Source organism: Sporofaciens sp. SGI.106, from assembly GCF_050314255.1.
Lineage (GTDB): Bacteria > Bacillota > Clostridia > Lachnospirales > Lachnospiraceae > Claveliimonas.
Window position 1 is genome coordinate 68301 of sequence record NZ_JBNPMZ010000014.1, and the last position, 17624, is coordinate 85924.

Annotated in this window: 14 protein-coding genes; 11 read left to right on the forward strand and 3 right to left on the reverse strand. The window is 42.1% G+C overall.

Going from position 1 to position 17624, the window contains the following annotated elements:
* Window positions 1-194 precede the first annotated feature (194 nt).
* The 3 genes from ACQRCC_RS10915 to ACQRCC_RS10925 are packed head-to-tail and all read left to right on the forward strand — an operon-like array spanning window position 195 to window position 4231.
* The gene (locus tag ACQRCC_RS10915; RefSeq protein ID WP_427850802.1) at window positions 195-2282 is read left to right on the forward strand and encodes an efflux RND transporter permease subunit; all 2088 of its coding nucleotides are present in this window, start codon (window positions 195-197) and stop codon (window positions 2280-2282) included.
* Entirely contained in the window at window positions 2269-2421 is a 153-nt protein-coding gene (locus tag ACQRCC_RS10920; RefSeq protein WP_427850803.1) for a hypothetical protein, read from the forward strand. The genes ACQRCC_RS10915 and ACQRCC_RS10920 overlap by 14 nt, the downstream gene beginning before the upstream one ends.
* Window positions 2408-4231: a hypothetical protein gene (locus ACQRCC_RS10925; protein ID WP_427850804.1), complete on the forward strand. Its 1824-nt coding sequence runs from the start codon at window positions 2408-2410 to the stop codon at window positions 4229-4231. Before ACQRCC_RS10920 ends, ACQRCC_RS10925 begins: the two co-directional genes overlap by 14 nt.
* 18 nt (window positions 4232-4249) lie before the next feature.
* On the opposite strand, the gene ACQRCC_RS10930 is transcribed toward ACQRCC_RS10925, so the two are convergent.
* Window positions 4250-4771, reverse strand: a complete 522-nt coding sequence (locus ACQRCC_RS10930) for a TetR/AcrR family transcriptional regulator (RefSeq protein ID WP_427850805.1) — start codon at window positions 4769-4771, stop codon at window positions 4250-4252.
* A 145-nt stretch (window positions 4772-4916) separates the two neighbouring features.
* On the opposite strand from ACQRCC_RS10930, the gene glgB reads away from it, so the two are divergent.
* The 3 genes from glgB (at window position 4917) to ACQRCC_RS10945 (ending at window position 9118) form a co-directional block, all read left to right on the forward strand.
* Window positions 4917-6695, forward strand: a complete 1779-nt coding sequence (gene glgB / locus ACQRCC_RS10935; protein WP_427850806.1) for a 1,4-alpha-glucan branching protein GlgB — start codon at window positions 4917-4919, stop codon at window positions 6693-6695.
* Window positions 6696-6764: 69 nt separating this feature from the next.
* Window positions 6765-8246 (forward strand): sodium-dependent transporter, encoded by a 1482-nt coding sequence (locus ACQRCC_RS10940; protein WP_427850807.1) that lies wholly within the window; start codon window positions 6765-6767, stop codon window positions 8244-8246.
* On the forward strand, window positions 8246-9118 hold the full coding sequence (locus ACQRCC_RS10945; RefSeq protein WP_427850819.1) for an NAD(P)-dependent oxidoreductase: 873 nt from the start codon (window positions 8246-8248) through the stop codon (window positions 9116-9118). The genes ACQRCC_RS10940 and ACQRCC_RS10945 overlap by 1 nt, the downstream gene beginning before the upstream one ends.
* Before the next feature lie 46 nt (window positions 9119-9164).
* Here the strand turns inward: ACQRCC_RS10945 and ACQRCC_RS10950 are convergent, their stop codons facing one another.
* Entirely contained in the window at window positions 9165-10058 is an 894-nt protein-coding gene (locus ACQRCC_RS10950; protein ID WP_427850808.1) for an AraC family transcriptional regulator, read from the reverse strand.
* 163 nt (window positions 10059-10221) lie between these two features.
* Between ACQRCC_RS10950 and ACQRCC_RS10955 the strand changes: the two genes are divergently transcribed.
* The 4 genes from ACQRCC_RS10955 (at window position 10222) to trxA (ending at window position 15212) form a co-directional block, all read left to right on the forward strand.
* A complete protein-coding gene (locus ACQRCC_RS10955) occupies window positions 10222-11388 on the forward strand; it encodes a galactokinase (protein ID WP_427850809.1) in 1167 nt (388 codons plus the stop codon).
* 49 nt (window positions 11389-11437) lie between these two features.
* Window positions 11438-12928: a UDP-glucose--hexose-1-phosphate uridylyltransferase gene (gene galT / locus ACQRCC_RS10960; RefSeq protein ID WP_427850810.1), complete on the forward strand. Its 1491-nt coding sequence runs from the start codon at window positions 11438-11440 to the stop codon at window positions 12926-12928.
* 124 nt (window positions 12929-13052) lie between these two features.
* The gene (locus ACQRCC_RS10965; protein WP_427850811.1) at window positions 13053-14843 is read left to right on the forward strand and encodes a flavin reductase; all 1791 of its coding nucleotides are present in this window, start codon (window positions 13053-13055) and stop codon (window positions 14841-14843) included.
* 57 nt (window positions 14844-14900) lie between these two features.
* Window positions 14901-15212, forward strand: coding sequence for a thioredoxin (gene trxA, locus ACQRCC_RS10970; protein ID WP_427850812.1), 312 nt, complete (start codon window positions 14901-14903; stop codon window positions 15210-15212).
* A gap of 66 nt (window positions 15213-15278) precedes the next feature.
* On the opposite strand, the gene ACQRCC_RS10975 is transcribed toward trxA, so the two are convergent.
* The gene (locus ACQRCC_RS10975) at window positions 15279-16406 is read right to left on the reverse strand and encodes an ROK family transcriptional regulator (protein WP_427850813.1); all 1128 of its coding nucleotides are present in this window, start codon (window positions 16404-16406) and stop codon (window positions 15279-15281) included.
* A gap of 225 nt (window positions 16407-16631) precedes the next feature.
* Between ACQRCC_RS10975 and ACQRCC_RS10980 the strand changes: the two genes are divergently transcribed.
* Window positions 16632-17624, forward strand: a 993-nt coding sequence (locus tag ACQRCC_RS10980) for an alcohol dehydrogenase catalytic domain-containing protein (RefSeq protein WP_427850814.1), incomplete at its 3' end; no start/stop codon positions are given.

Below are 17624 nucleotides of genomic sequence, written 5' to 3' on the forward strand. Positions count from 1 at the left end.
TATAGATATGAAATTTATTATACAGTTGTCTGGCAATAATGGCAAGAAAACTTATTGGTCAATGTGATATGGATTGTCTGATAAAGGATAAATGTATGATAAATGACTGTTTTATTTTTGGGCAAAAGTGCGTAAAGTGAGGGGATAAAAGATAATGGCTTTATTTCATGGATGAGGTAAAGAAGGGAGGAGCTATGCAGAAATTTTATTCAAAGGTTGTCAGTAATCAGAATAAAATCCTTGTGTTTTTTGTTGTGCTGGCAGTAGCAGGTGCAATCCTTCAAGGCTTTGTAAAAGTAAATTATGATATGAAGGATTATCTTCCGGAGGACAGTAAATCAACGGTTTCTTTGGAAAAGATGAGTGATGAATTTGACGGGGGAATTCCTAACGCACGTGTAATGGTGAGAGATGTAACTGTACCGGAGGCGTTGGAATATAAAGAAAAGTTAAAAGAGTGTGAGGGCGTAATGGAAGTTATGTGGCTGGATGATGCGGTGAATATTTACCAGCCGTTGGAAATGTCGGATCATGAGGTGATTGAGACCTACTACAAGGATAATATAGCACTTTTTACGCTCACAATAGATGAAAATCAGAGAATTGAAGCGGTTGATGCAATCAGAGAGGTGATCGGTGATGAGAATTCCATGAGCGGGGATGCGGTGTCTACGGCGATTGCAACGACAAGTACAGTCAGGGAAATAAGAGTTGCTGTAATATTTGCTATACTTATCGTGCTGCTTGTTCTGATTCTGACTACATCATCATGGATAGAACCACTGATCGTTCTGGGAGGACTTGGTATTGCGATTATGATTAATTCGGGTTCGAACCTGATTTTCGGAGAGATTTCTTTTGTGACAAACGCGGCGGGTTCTATTTTGCAGCTTGCTGTGTTGCTGGATTATTCTATTTTTCTGCTTCATCGTTATGGAGAATGTCTTTTAGAATATCCGGACAAAAAGGAGGCAATGGTACAGGCTCTTTGTAAATCAACGTCATCTATTTTGTCCAGTGGACTTACGACAGTAATCGGTTTCCTTGCACTTTTGTTTATGAGGTTTGGAATAGGTCCAGATCTTGGAATGGCACTGGCAAAAGGAGTGGCCATCAGTCTGATGACAGTATTTATCTTTATGCCGGTACTGATACTTAAGATCTATCCATTGATTGCGAAAACCCATCACCGCAGATTGCTGCCGGAATTTAAGAGACTGGGAAGGTTTGTGCGCCGCATTATGATTCCTATGGTATGTGTATTTCTGGTTGTTATGGTACCTTCATTTCTGGCGTCAAATCAGAATTCGTTTTATTATGGGTCGTCTCAGATTTTTGGTAAAGAAACACAACTGGGGAAAGATACGGCTGCGATTCAAGAGATTTTTGGAAAAAGTGATACCTACGCCATTCTGGTGCCGAAAGGCAATCCGGTTGCCGAGAGAAAACTTACAGATGATCTGAATGAACTGCCGGAAGTGAAAAGTATTATTTCTTATATGAATACGGGAGGTGCGGAGATACCGGAGGAATATCTGGATGAGGAGATACTGTCTCAGCTTGTTTCAGAAAATTACGATCGATTGGTTGTGAGTGTAGAAACGGATTATGAGGGTGAAGAAACATTCGAATTGATAGAAGAAATCAGGAATATTCTTGATGAATATTATTCCGATGAATATTATCTCGCCGGGGAAGGAATCAGTACATATGATCTGATGGATACGATTACCGCCGATACGGTTAAGGTAAATCTGATTGCGATAGGGGCTGTGTTTCTTGTTTTACTTCTATCCATGAAATCAGTAACACTTCCGGTAATCCTGGTGCTTACGATTGAGACGGCGATTTGGGTAAATATGGCAATTCCGTATTTCTGGGGGTCAACGATCTTCTATATTGCATACCTGATCATCAGCTCTATTCAATTAGGAGCTACGGTGGATTATGCGATTCTTCTGACAGACCGCTATATGGAATTCAGACAGAGTATGCATAAAAAAGAGGCAGTTACAAAAGTAATTCCTGCAGTAATCGTTTCCCTGCTTACATCGGGAACGACACTGGCAGCTGTAGGTTTCCTGCTGGCGAAATTCTCAAGTCACGGAATTTTGTCCCAGCTTGGAAGATACCTTGGAAGGGGTTCTTTGCTTTCACTGGTGTCTGTAATCTTTATATTGCCGGGACTTTTGTATTTATTTGACGGTCTGATTCAGAAAACAACGAGGGGTATTTTATTTTATAATCCGGGAAAGGGGCAGAAAGAATATGAAAAACAGTAAAAGAATAGTAGCAGTATTTCTTGCGGGAACGATGTCATTTTCAATGGTGATTCCGGCATTAGCGGCAGATGTGCCGAGTGAGAAAGAGGAAGTGGTTTATATCAATCTTGATGCAGGGGGGAGGCGTGAAGGATCTTAACGTAGTTAATATATTCGGCAGGGGAGAAGTAGTTGATTATGGGAATTATGATTCTATAACGATGATGAATACAAATGATAAGGTTTCAAGAGATGGGGACAAGATAACTTTTTCTACTGATTCAGACAGAGTTTACTATAAAGGAAAGATGAGTAATAAGGAGATTCCGTGGAATATTTCTATCCGTTATTATCTGGATGGAAAGGAATATTCAGCTGAAGAACTGGCAGGAAGAAGCGGTAGTCTTAAGATTTGTTTGAAGATAACAGAAAATGAAGATTGTCCGGGAGATTTTTTTGAAAACTATGCCCTGCAGGCATCTTTCACCTTGAATACGGAAAAATGTATCAATATTGTTGCGGAGAATGCAACACTTGCAAATGTGGGAAAAAATAAACAGATTTCCTATACAATGCTTCCGGGAAAGGGAATCGATACGACTGTTACTGCAGATGTTGAAGATTTTGAGATGAGTGCAGTGGCAATCAACGGTGTTCCGTTGTCGCTTGATGTGGAAGTGAATGATGAGGAACTGATGGGGCAGGTTACAGAGCTTTTGGACGCGATTGAACAGATTGATGATGGAACCGGAGAATTGAAAGACGGAACGGTTAAGCTTCAAGATGGAGTGAAAGGTGAACTGCAAAATGGCGCGACTGCACTGAATACGGGAATTGTATCGTTGAACTTCGGTATTACGGAGATTAAAAAAGGATTGAACGAATTAAATGGGAAATCTCCTGAACTTACCGAAGGGTCTGCTGAGATTTATGGTGCATTGCAGAAGATTCAAAGTTCTCTTGAGGGTGTCTCCATTTCTACAGAAAAACTGGAAGAACTGTCAGCTTCTTCAACCGCGATATTATCAGGAATCACGGAGTTGTCGGACGATATTATGACCTTGTATAATTCGGTTAATGTGGACGGCTATAAGGCTGCGATGAGAGGTGAGAGTGGTCAGGGAGTCGATGAGCTGAGAACGGCAAACTCTGAGGCAATTGAGCAAATAAGTCCGCTTGTTGGTCAAATTGACGAAGTCATTGCGATATTGCTGGGCTATACGGATATGCCTCTTGTCGGAGACATCGTTAATCAGATTATAAACATGCTGAATGCGGTGAGAGATCCGTTAAGTAATATTGCTGTCCTGTTGGAAACAAATAATCAATGTATTGATGGAACTCAGGCTTATATAGCAGCTGTTCATGAGAATATCAGGCCACTTGCAGAAGGTGCATCACAACTGAAAGACAGTTATGCACAGTTCGATCAGGCAATTCAGGAAATGGTCGGTACACTATCGGGTCTGGTTCAGAATGTGACAGAACTGAAAGCAGGAATTAGTACACTGGTCAGCGAATATGAAAAACTGGATACCGGAATTAACGAATATACTTCAGGTGTTGCACAGATTGTTGCAGGTTATTCACAGGTATCTAATGGTTCTATATCCTTAGTAAAAGGAAGTTCTGAGCTGGCAGCAGGGACTAATAACTTATATGAAGGGACAACAGACCTGCTTTCCGGAATTACAGAACTGAAAGATGGAACAGGAGAGCTTTGCGATAAAACATCTGGTATGGATACAGAGATTTCAGATAAAATTGACCAGATGATGGAAAGTATTACAGGGGGAGATTTGAAAACAGTATCTTTTGTCTCTGACAAGAATGTCAATGTAGATGCAGTTCAGTTTGTAATTCAAACGGAAGCAATAACATTGGAGGATGTTATTGAAGTGGAGAGTTCAGAGAAGGAACAGATGACTATCTGGGAGAAGTTCCTGAATCTTTTTGGAAAGAAAAGTTAAGAAGGTAAGTTCAGCCGCCTACGCCAGATGGCTGGCATAGGCAGCTATGATCTGCACAGCCGTGTCGGTATCGGTACTGCTGTGCTTTAAAAAGGCATGGAAAGAACCTTGAATCAGAAATGTAATCAGTATTTCTTTTTCAAGGTTATTTTCATATTCGGGATGTTTTTTGAGAATAATATCCCGTATATTTTCTTCTAAACGCGTAATCATAATATCCTGACGGCTTCCGGAGAACAGGGTGTGCAGCAGAGTAGTCTGTGACATCATGGCTTTGGTGATTTCCAGGGTTGCCCGACTGGGATTTTCGATCAAAGTGTCCGGATGTGGAATGGAACGCAGGATATTATTGATCAGTTCGTTTTCCAAAGACTCTGATAAGTCATAGATATCTCTGTAATGCTGATAAAAGGTTGCTTTGTTGATAAATGCAAGATCGGAAAGCTCTTTTATCGTGATTTTTTCGATGGGTTTTCTTGCACGCAGCTCAATGAATGCATTGGTGATATTGGCTCTGGTCCGCTTAATTCTTAAATCCATAACAGTACCTCTTTTTTAACACTTTTCCAAAATAGTCAATTATCCAACTGAAGACAAATATTGATGATGGAATGCATGTGTTTTATTTATTAAAATAGTATAGCAAGATAAACGACACCAGTCAAATAAATGGAGGACAATCGGTATGGATATATATGGATTTTATACGGGGAAAATATTTGATGCACATCATTTTCTTGGATGTAAAGCAGCGGATACTGGTGCTGTTTTTCGGACATTTGCTCCTGCAGCGGAAAGAATAGCGGTTATCGGGGAATTTAATCAGTGGATGGAAACATCAATGAACAGAATCGGAGATCAGAACTTTTGGGAATGTTATATTCCGGATGCAAAACCGGGTATGATGTATAAATACCGGATTTATCAGAAAAATGGAGAATGTGTTGATCATTGTGATCCATATGGCTATGGGATGGAACTTCGACCAAACAGTGCGTCTATTGTCAGAGATTTGAATGCTTATCAGTTCTCGGATGAGGAATGGATGGGAAAGCGCAGCGACTGCAGAGAGAAGCCGCTGAATATTTATGAAATTCATGCCGGTTCCTGGAGAGAAAATCCTCTGGATGAAAATGGATGGTATCATTATCAGGAGCTGGCAGAAATACTGATACCTTATTTGAAAGAAAATGGGTACAATTATGTGGAATTGATGCCGCTTGGCGAGCACCCCTGTGACGAATCCTGGGGATATCAGTCGACGGGATTTTTCAGTCCTACCGCCCGTTACGGAACAGCGTTAGAGTTAAAAGAGATGGTGGACAGGTTTCACCGGAATAATATCGGAGTGATTCTGGATTTTGTACCGGTGCATTTCGCGGTAGACACTTATGCTCTGGCAAATTATGACGGAACTCCTTTGTATGAATATCCAAATCAGGATGTGGGTGAAAGTGAATGGGGAAGTAAGAATTTCATTCATTCCAGGGGAGAGGTCAGAAGTTTTCTCCAGTCCTGTGCAAATTACTGGCTGGAGGAGTACCATATAGATGGTCTCAGGATGGATGCCATCAGCCGTATTATCTACTGGCAGGGAGATCCTGCGAGAGGGGTAAATGGAAATGCGGTGGAATTCATTCGTTATATGAATCAGGGGCTGAAGGAACGGCATCACGGAATTTTGCTTGCGGCAGAAGATTCCACCTCATATCCCGGTGTGACAAAAGCTGTCTGGGAAGGTGGCCTGGGATTTGATTACAAGTGGGATATGGGATGGATGAATGATACATTGGCCTATTTCCAGTCAGCACCGGAGGACAGGGTAAGGGATTATCATAAGCTTACTTTTTCTATGATGTATTATCCTGAAGCGAATTACCTGCTTCCGTTATCCCATGATGAGGTGGTTCACGGGAAAGCGACTATCCTGCAGAAGATGAATGGAGATTATGACCGGAAATTTCCTCAGGCGAGAGCTTTCTATATGTATATGTATGCGCATCCCGGCAAGAAGCTGAATTTCATGGGAAATGAGATCGGGCAATTCCGTGAGTGGGATGAGAAGCGGGAGATGGACTGGGGGCTTCTAAATTATCCGGTTCATGATAATTTTCATCAGTTTATGAAAGCGCTGAATATTTTTTATCTGAATAATCCGGCGCTGTGGGCGTGGGATTACAGGGAAGAGGGTTTTCAGTGGATAGACTGCTATCAGGAGGAACGTTGTGTGTATGCATTTAAGCGAAAAAGCAGAGAACAGGAACTGATTGCTGTATTTAATTTTTCTGATAAGGAACAGAAAGGATACTCCCTTTCGTTAGAGAATGGGAAATATGAGGTGGTTTTTTTCAGCGAGCCTCCTCGCTATGGTGATTATCCGATTAGTAATGGAATAGTAGAAAATGGAGATCTGTTATTAAATCTTTCGCCATTTTCGGCAATATACATTAGAAAAGTAAATTAAGAAATTGCATTCAAACCTCTCAATATAGTATAATATTTAAGCTATGACAAAAGACAAGGAGAGAGGTTAATGAAACGAGAAAAATTTGGATCGCGTCTGGGATTTATTCTGGTCTCTGCCGGATGCGCGATTGGAATTGGAAATGTATGGAAATTTCCTTATATGTGTGGAGAGTTTGGAGGAGCAGCATTTATTTTGATTTATTTGCTCTTTCTGTTAATTATGGGAATCCCGGTTCTGGTCTGTGAATTTGCAGTCGGACGAGGAAGCAGACGGAGTGTGGCAGCAGCTTTCGAGAAGCTGGAGCCGTCAGGAACCGGCTGGCATCAGATGAAGTGGATCGGAATTATAGGAAGCTATCTTCTGATGATGTTTTATACCACCGTTGGCGGATGGATGTTTTACTATTGTTTTAAAAGTATTCGTGGAGATTTTGTGGGTGCTTCGCCGGAAGAGGTTACAGGTGCCTTTGGTGATATGATGGGAAATGCTCCCGTTATGGTATTCTGGACTGTACTGATCTGTGTGATTGGATTTGTTGTATGTGCTTTTGGTCTGAAGGGCGGTATTGAGCGCGTGACGAAGGTAATGATGACGGCTCTTTTAGCAATTATGGTAGTTCTGGCAGTTCATTCTATTTTTCTTCAGGGAGCAGGGGAAGGAATTCGTTTTTATCTGGTTCCGGATTTTGGAAAGATGATGGAAGTTGGAATCGGTAATGTGATTTTTGGTGCCATGAGCCAGGCATTTTTTACTCTTTCTATCGGTATTGGCGCGATGCTTATATTCGGAAGCTATATGGACAGGGAGAGAAGTCTTACCGGAGAGGCAGTTACGATTACAGCACTGGATACTTTTGTTGCATTGATGGCGGGATTTATTATTATTCCTGCATGCTTTGCATTTGGGATTGAGCCGGGAGCCGGACCAAGTCTTATCTTTATCACAATTCCGAATATTTTTGCCCGGATGCCGGGCGGACGCCTCTGGGGAGCTTTGTTCTTTCTGTTTCTGACTTTTGCAGCCTTTTCGACTATTGTGGCAGTATTTGAGAATCTGATTTCTTTTAATATGGATATGCTGGGATGGACAAGAAAGAAAAGTGTGTGGGTATGTGCAGTGGTGATTATCATCTTCAGCATGCCGTGTGTACTGGGATTTAATTTGCTTTCCGGTATACAGCTTCTGGGGGAAGGCAGTACTATTATGGATTTGGAGGACTTTATTGTATCCAATAATCTCCTGCCTTTGGGAAGTCTTGGTTATGTATTATTTTGTACGAAAAAGAATGGATGGGGATGGGAAAATTTCCTGACAGAGGTCAATACCGGAAATGGAATTAAGTTTCCTTCGTTTGTACGGCCTTATGTGGCTTATGGTATTCCTCTTATTATTGTGCTTATTTATCTGAAGGGATATTATGATAAATTCTGTGGTATGGGAACTGCAATGCTGACAGGCTGGATGGTTGTAGCAATGATTCTGCTTGGATTTGTTCTTTTATGCTCTTTCAGGTATAATAAAGAAAAAACGGATATCGAGGTGAAATGATGAAAAAAATAGGATTTATCGGAGTTGGCATCATGGGAAAATCCATGGTACGTAATCTTATGAAAGCGGGATTTGAATTACATATTTATGCCCGTACAAAAGCGAAGGTTGAAGATGTAATCAGTGAAGGTGCTGTCTTTCATGAGTCTATCCGGGAATGTGTTGCGGACATGGATGCGGTTATTACAATCGTAGGATTCCCTCAGGATGTGGAAGAAGTTTATTTTGACCCACAGAATATTCTGGATAGTGCAAAAGAGGGGGCATATCTGATTGATATGACTACTACAAGTCCTATGCTGGCAGAGAAAATATATAAGGAAGGAACGGAAAAAGGATATCATGTTCTGGATGCCCCTGTTACGGGAGGAGATATCGGGGCAAAGAAGGGAACTCTTTCTATCCTGGTCGGTGGAAAGAAGGAGGATTTTGACGCATGCAGGCCTCTGTTTGAAGCAATGGGAACAAATATTAATTATCAGGGAGAAGCAGGCTGCGGACAGCATGCCAAGCTGGCGAACCAGATTATCATAGCTGGTACACTGTCAGGTGTGTGTGAGGCGCTTACCTATGCAAAGGCAAAAGGGCTTGATCTTCAGACGGTGTTGGATTCCGTATCTACGGGAGCTGCGGGAAGCACACAGCTCAGTACTTTTGGACCGAAGATTCTGGCGGAGGACTTTGCGCCGGGATTTTTCCTGAAGCATTTCGTGAAGGATATGAAGCTGGCGCTTATGGAGGCCAATAGAAGCGATCTGAGTCTGGAAGTTCTGAGTCAGGTTCTTGCCAATTATGAAGAACTGGAAGCGGAAGGATATGGAGAATTCGGAACACAGGCATTGATGAAACACTATGAGGAGATTCCGGAATAAGAGACTCCTGAACAGAATAAAATACGGAAAGCGGAACGCTGTGGCTTTACGGCGTTCCGCTTTTTTCCTTTCGATACTGACTGGGTGAACAGTTCATATATCTTCTGAAAATTTTGCCGTAATAGCAGGGGTTGGAAAATCCTGTCATCCCGGCGATTTTTGTAATACTTTCATTTGTTTTAAGCAGAGGAAGACTTTGCTGAATCCGGTAGAACATCAGATATTCGAACAGGGTCATATTCATATGTTTCTTGAAAAAACGGCAGCATTCACTCCGACAGATGTTCACACTCCCGGCAATGTCTTCCAGTGTTATCGGTTCGCTGTAATGCTCCTGGATATAGCCAAGTATCACCTTCAGTCTGTCCAAATGTTCGCCTTCGGAAGGAGCAACGTCCGGAATAGAGGCAAAATAGAGATAGAGAAGCTGCCAGATGCGTGACAGGTACAAATGTAGCTTCATCTCATAATCTAAAGGCGGATGGGCAGACATGGAATGAATCTCCTGCATCAGATTCAGAATCTCGCCCTGCCAGTCTGTACAGGGGTCAAGCTTTAGTGAGCTGCAGCCCGGGTTGGAAATCAGTGGTTCTACATATTTGGTCTGTAGAATGCTGTTTTCGTAACCATAGATGAAGCGGGGGTGGAAGGTAATAGACAAATATTCACAGTTCTGTCCGTCTACCATATATCCGGAATGCAGGGTATTACTGTTGCCAAACAGTCCTTCCCCTTCGGAAAGAATATATCGGCTTTCGTTGACGTAGTATTCAATCTGACCTGACCGAATCCATGTCAGTTCAACTTCCGGATGCCAGTGCCAGAGGAAAGCACCACCCTCATAAGTGCTGATGGATTCCTCGCTGATATGAACGGGAAAATGATAGTCTCCGTGGGATTTCATTTCTTTTCGGTTGCCACCGATACTAATCTGAATCATATTTGTCGCCTTTCGGATAAAACTCAATATAGTTATAGTTTTGTATATTATACTTATTGCCGGATGATTTTAATCTCATTATAATTATAAAACAAGAAGGATAGAACTGCAACAGGGAAACGAAGCACTGTGCAGAAATAGAGTAAAAGGAGAAGACATAGAAATGGTACAGAAATTAGTTGAAAAATTCGAAAAATTATATGGAAATGGTGGAGAAATCCAGAAATATTTTGCACCGGGAAGAGTAAACTTAATCGGAGAGCATACAGACTATAACGGGGGACACGTATTCCCATGTGCTCTTACAATCGGAACCTATGGAATTGTAAGAAGCCGTGAAGACAGAGTGATTCGTTTTTATTCTGCAAATTTTGAAAAACTTGGAATCATTGAGACTAGTCTGGATGATCTGGTTCCGTCCAAGAAAGCCGGATGGACAAACTACCCGAAGGGAGTTATGTGGGCATTTGAAAAGAGAGGATACAAGCTTACACATGGACTGGATATTCTGATTTATGGTAATATCCCGAATGGTTCCGGTTTGTCTTCTTCAGCATCACTGGAGGTTCTGACCGGTCTGATTATTAAAGATGTTTTTGGATTTGATGTGTCAATGGTTGAAATCGCACTGATCGGGCAGGATTCAGAGAACAACTTTAATGGATGTAACTGTGGTATTATGGATCAGTTTGCAAGCGCTATGGGCAAAAAGGATCATGCGATTTTCCTGGATACGAATACGCTGCATTATGAGTATGCACCGGTGGTTCTTGAGAATGCAAGAATCGTCATTACCAACAGCAAGGTAAAACACAGTCTGGTGGATTCTGCCTATAATGATAGAAGAAATGAATGTGAGACTGCACTGAAAGAACTTCAGGCAGAGGTTGAGATTCAGACTTTGGGCGATTTGACAGAGCAGGAATTCGAGACTCACAAATCTGCCATCAAAGATGAAATCAGACGTAAGAGAGCAAAACATGCGGTATATGAAAATCAGAGAGCAATCCGTGCAGTAGCAGCTCTTCAGGCCGGTGATGTGAAGCTGTTCGGTGAACTGATGAATGCGTCTCACGTTTCTCTGAGAGATGATTATGAGGTGTCCTGTGAGGAAATTGATATTTTGGTAGATCTGGCATGGAAGATTCCGGGAGTCATCGGTTCCCGAATTACAGGAGGCGGATTCGGAGGATGTACGGTAAGTATTGTTGAAAATGATGCAGTAGACACCTTTATTGAGACCATTGGTAAAGCGTACGAGGAAAAAGTCGGACACGAAGCGGAATTCTATGTAGTCGATATCGGAGACGGTGCTTATAAAATAGCATAATTATTTAACGAATATAATAGTCAGATATCAGTGTTTGGAGGATAGAAAAATGTTATCAGAGAGCATTAAAAAATTAGTTGAATATGGTGTTAGAACCGGACTTACACCGGAGTGTGAGCGTATCTATACAACGAATCTCCTGTTAGAGCTCTTCCATGAGGATGATTATGAGGATGTAGAATGTGATATGTCAGAAATTGCATTGGAAGAGATTCTTGCGGAGCTTCTGGATGAGGCATGTACACGTGGCATTATCGAGAACAGTATCGGGTACCGTGATCTTTTCGATACAAAGATTATGAACTGCCTGATGCCGCGTCCGGCTCAGGTACAGGATTCCTTCCGAAGAAAATACGAGGAGTCTCCGGAGGCTGCAACAGATTATTTTTACAAGCTTAGTCAGGACAGCGATTACATTCGCCGCTATCGTGTGAAAAAGGATATGAAATGGAAGGTGGATTCTCCATATGGTGAGATTGATATTACGATCAATCTTTCAAAGCCGGAGAAGGATCCGAAGGCAATTGCCGCTGCAAGAAATGCAAAGGCCAGCAGCTATCCAAAATGTCTTCTCTGTGTAGAAAATGAGGGATATGCCGGACGTCTGAACCATCCGGCAAGAGAGAATCACCGAATTATTCCGATTACGATTAATGACAGTAACTGGGGATTCCAGTATTCACCATATGTATATTACAATGAGCATTGTATCGTATTTAACGGACAGCATACACCGATGAAGATTGAGAAACAGACATTTATTAAACTGTTTGATTTTGTAAAGCTGTTCCCACACTATTTCCTGGGATCCAATGCGGATCTGCCGATCGTTGGAGGTTCCATTTTGAGCCACGATCATTTCCAGGGTGGACATTATACATTTGCAATGGCAAAAGCACCGATTGAAGTGCCGGTTACCATTCCGGGATACGAAGATGTGGAAGCAGGTATTGTAAAATGGCCATTGTCCGTACTCAGGATTCGAAGCACAGATGAGAAACGCCTGATCGATCTTGCAGATCATGTTCTGCAGGCATGGAGAGGATATACGGATGAAGAGGCCTGCATTTTTGCAGAGACTGACGGAGAGCCGCATAATACAATTACTCCGATTGCACGTAAAGTGGGAGATGTGTTTGAATTAGACCTGACACTCAGAAACAACCTGACTACGGAGGAGCATCCGCTGGGACTGTATCATCCGCATGCACAGTATCATAATATTAAAAAGGAAAATATCGGCCTGATCGAGGTAATGGGACTTGCTGTTCTGCCGTCAAGACTGAAAGAGGAGCTTGAAATTCTTGCAGATTACCTGGTGGAAGGTAAGGATATCAGAAGCAACGAGAAAATCGAGAAGCATGCAGACTGGGTAGAGGCATTCCGTGGAAAGTACGATGCATTTACGTCTGGAAATGTGATGGATATTCTGAAAAAAGAAGTGGGAATTACATTTACTCATGTTCTGGAAGATGCCGGTGTATATAAATGCACAGAAGAAGGAAGAAAGGCATTTAAAAAATTTATAAAAACCTTATAGACAGAAAGAGGGGCGTTTGCTCCTCTTTTTTTGCCATGCATACGACAAAAAACAAGATATGAGGTTGTTGAGTTGGTGAAACCGTGCTAAACTAATCATATTAAAAAGTAAAGGAGATAGTGAGATGGATATTACCAATGACATTAAATATGTAGGTGTGAATGATCATGAGATAGATTTGTTCGAAGGTCAGTATGATGTTCCAAATGGTATGGCATATAATTCCTATGTAATTATGGATGAGAAGATTGCAGTTATGGATACGGTAGATGCCCGTTTCAAGCATGAATGGCTGGATAAAATCGGTGCATTGTTGGGAGACCGCCAGCCGGATTATCTGATCGTTCAGCATATGGAACCGGATCATTCTGCCAATATTGCTAATTTTATGCAGTTATATCCGGGTGTTACTGTTGTGGCAAGCGAAAAGGCACTTGCTATGATGCGTCAGTTTTTTGGTACAGATTTTGAAGGAAGAAATCTTGTGATCAAAGAGGGCGATACCCTTTCTCTTGGAACACACACTCTGTCATTTGTTGCAGCGCCGATGGTTCACTGGCCGGAGGTTATGGTGACGTACGATGAGCATGATAAGGTCCTTTTCTCCGCAGACGGATTCGGAAAATTCGGAGCTCTTGATGTGGACGAGGACTGGGCATGTGAAGCTCGCCGTTATTACTTTGGAATTGTTGGCAAGTACGGAGTACAGGTTCAGAAACTGCTTAAGAAAGCGGAAGGGCTGGATATTCAGACGATCTGTCCGCTGCATGGACCGATCCTTAAGGAAAATCTGGGATATTATCTGGGCCTTTACAAGACATGGTCCTCTTATGAGGCCGAGTCAGAGGGAATCGTTATTGCATATACCTCTGTTTATGGAAATACAAAAAAGGCTGTAGATATTCTGGCAGATAAACTGAGAGCAAAAGGCTGCCCGAAGATCGCACTGCATGACCTTGCGCGTACGGATATGGCTGAGGCAGTTGAGGATGCGTTCCGTTATAATAAACTGATTCTGGCAACCACAACTTATAATGCGGACATTTTCCCGTTTATGCGAGAGTTTATTGAGCACCTGACTGAGCGGAATTATCAGAATCGCACCGTTGCATTTATAGAAAACGGTTCATGGGCTCCGCTTGCAGCTAAAGTGATGAAAGGAATGCTTGAGAACAGCAAGAAACTGACCTTTGCCAATACGACGGTAAAGATCCTGTCTGCACTGAATGAGGAAAGTAGCGCACAGCTTGAGGCTCTGGCAGAGGAGCTTTGCTGCGATTATATTGCACAGCATACAGAGACAGCGGACAAGAACGACCTGACAGCACTGTTCAATATTGGATATGGCCTCTATGTAGTAACGTCCAATGATGGCAAGAAGGATAATGGTCTGATTGTTAACACGGTATCCCAGGTTACCAATACACCGAACAGGGTTGCAGTTACAATTAATAAGGCAAATTATTCTCACCATGTGATTAAGCAGACAGGAGTGATGAATCTTAACTGTCTGTCTACAGACGCACCGTTCAAGGTATTTGAGATCTTTGGATTCCAGAGCGGAAGAACAGTTGATAAATTTGCAAATTGTGAACCACTTCGCTCAGATAACGGGCTGGTATTCCTTCCGAAATATATCAACTCCTTCATGTCACTGAAGGTTGAGCAGTATGTGGATCTGGATACTCATGGAATGTTCATTTGCAGCATTACAGAAGCAAGAGTCATTTCCAAAGTTGAGACTATGACTTATACTTACTATCAGAAAAATGTAAAGCCGAAGCCGGATACAGAGGGCAAGAAAGGATTTGTCTGCAAGGTGTGCGGATATGTTTATGAAGGTGATGAACTGCCGGATGATATTATCTGCCCGCTGTGTAAGCATGGAGCAGCTGATTTTGAACCGATTGAATAGAATGTATAATATAATCATAACGAAACAAAATAAGTACAAAAGAAAAGGAGAATGATTATGGCAGCTATACATTTGACGAAAGAAACATTTAAGCAGGAAGTATTGGAATCCGGTATTCCGGTACTGGTGGATTTCTGGGCACCATGGTGCGGACCATGTCAGATGGTTCTTCCAATCATTGAGGAGCTGGGCAATGAACTTACAGATGTGAAGATCTGCAAGGTCAATGTAGATGAACAGCCGGAGCTGGCAAGGGAATACAGAGTAATGTCCATTCCGACACTTATGGTGTTTGAAAATGGCGAGATGGTAAAACGTGAAATGGGAGCAAAACCTAAAAATGAATTGCTTGCCATGCTTGGAAAGTAAAAAATAAAGAAAATCCCCCGTTATGCGGAATAGCTGTCCGCTGGCGGGGGATTTTTGAGATAAATATTACTTCAAAACACTATCCAGATATTTTTGCACATAAGGAAGAGCAGCTCCTTTCGCATTAGGAACGGTCAGATGGCTTCCAATCCGGATAAATTCCCGATTAGTAGGAAATGCCGTTCGCTCTTTGATTAATCGATGGAGCAGCGAGATATCGGAAGGCTCCAGATATTTCGGAAGGATACCTCCCAATATAATATCATAGTCAATCAGCATGTGAATGTTGTCAATAGCTGTTGCAAGGTGCGACAGATAAATGTTCCATCGTCTTACTTCATCCCTTTTGCCTGAACGCAGATTCTGAAAAAATAATTCGATATCAGTATCATTCTGGAGCAAAGCATGAAGAGAACAGTATGCTTCCACACATCCACGTTTACCACAATAACAAAGATTTCCATTTTCGACCAGGGTCATATGTTCGATGACACCACTTTTCAGTTCATTCCCCTTTAAAAATGTATGGTTTACAATAAAGGCACCACTCAGATTACCGCGAATGTGGAGAAAGAGAGCGTTCTGTACTGCATCTGAATTCCATAGTTCAACATTTGCGGCAGCCTCCGCGTCATGAATCATCTGACACGGGTAGGGAAGATGTGCTGTAAAGCTTTTAATGTCCAGTCCGGTACAGTCAAGAATTTTACCATAAGTGACACAGGTGCCGTCCGAGGAGATAAGCCCCTGAAGTACAATGCCTACTCCGAGAATCTTGTCTGTGTCAATATTGAGTGAATCAATAAAATTGGTGATAGAATGGCATACTCCTGTATAATAATCGGAGTTGTTGACAAATAAACACTGATGACGGACGGAGCGGATAATATCTCCGTAGAGATTAATGGCTGTAATCTCGTAGGAGTTTTTTAATAGTTCCACTCCGATAGCAATTTTTGCGGAAGCAATAAATGTGATAGCATCTGCTTTGCGTCCGCCAGTGGACTCGAAATAGCCATTTTTTTCAATTAATTTTAATTCTTCCAGCTCTTTCAGACACTGGTTTATGGTAGGGCGGCTAAAACCCAGTTTCTCTGCAAGGTCGGACTTGGAAGTTTTATGTACCTTGTAGATATAGGAAAGTACGTTTTTTTGATTTGTTACTTTCAATTCGGCTGTTGTCGCTTTCTGCATAGCGGTCGTCCTCTCATCTTAATTGATAATGTTTACTGCTAGTAAAATTATAACATAAACACAAAAAACAAGCAATTGAATGAAAAACATTGTGTATAATACACAAAAAATGGGGGCGTAATTCTACGTTTACTATAATTGACTATTCTGAGTATTCGTTATAAACTTAAGTAAAGGATATTTACAAAAGTAAAACGAATGTATGAAGTTGAAAGGAGACAAATTATGAGCAATTTACCAGCAAAAATGAAAGCAATCGTAGCTTATGCACCTGGGGATTACAGATTCGAGATGGTGGACACACCGAGAGCCGGCGAGGGCGAGATGATTCTGAAAGTGGAGGCATGCGGTATCTGTGCAGGTGATACCAAGGCTTTTGCAGGAGCTGCAAGTTTCTGGGGATTTGACGGACAGCCGAAATATATCAAGGAGCCTATGATTCCTGGACATGAGTTCGTGGGTAAAGTTGTAGAGATCGGACCGAACGTAAAAGGAAACTGGAAGATTGGTGACAGAATCTGTCCGGAGCAGATCGTACCATGTGGAGAGTGTATGTTCTGTAAGACAGGACGCCACTGGATGTGCGAGAAGCACGATCTGTTCGGATTCCAGAATAATGTAAATGGTGGTATGGCTGAGTATGTAAAACTTACAAAAGAAGCTCTTCCTTATCTGGTACCGGCAGATATGCCAATCGAAAAAGCAGCTCTGATCGAGCCATATGCATGTTCATTCCACTGTGTAGACCGTGCACAGGTTAAGACAACGGATGTAGTAGTTCAGTCTGGTGTAGGAACACTTGGACTTGGTATGGTGGGTGCTCTGAGACAGGCAAATCCGAAGTGCCTCATCGTACTGGATATTAACGATGACCGTCTTGCAAAGGCAAAAGAATTCGGAGCAGACGTTGTTATGAATCCGGCAAAAGAAGATGTTGTAGCAAAGATCAAAGAGATGACAGGCGGCTATGGATGTGATATTTATATCGAAGCAAGCGGACATCCGTCCAGCGTACAGCAGGGACTTGACTGCATCCGTAAGATGGGACGTTTCGTAGAGTTCTCCGTATTCGGACAGCCGGTAACTGTTGACTGGAGTATTATCTCCGACCGTAAAGAGTTAGACCTTCTCGGAGTACACTTAAGCCCGTTCTGCTATGATACGGTAATTGAGTGGATCGGAAACGGCAAGCTGCCGACAGAAGGTGTTGTAACTCAT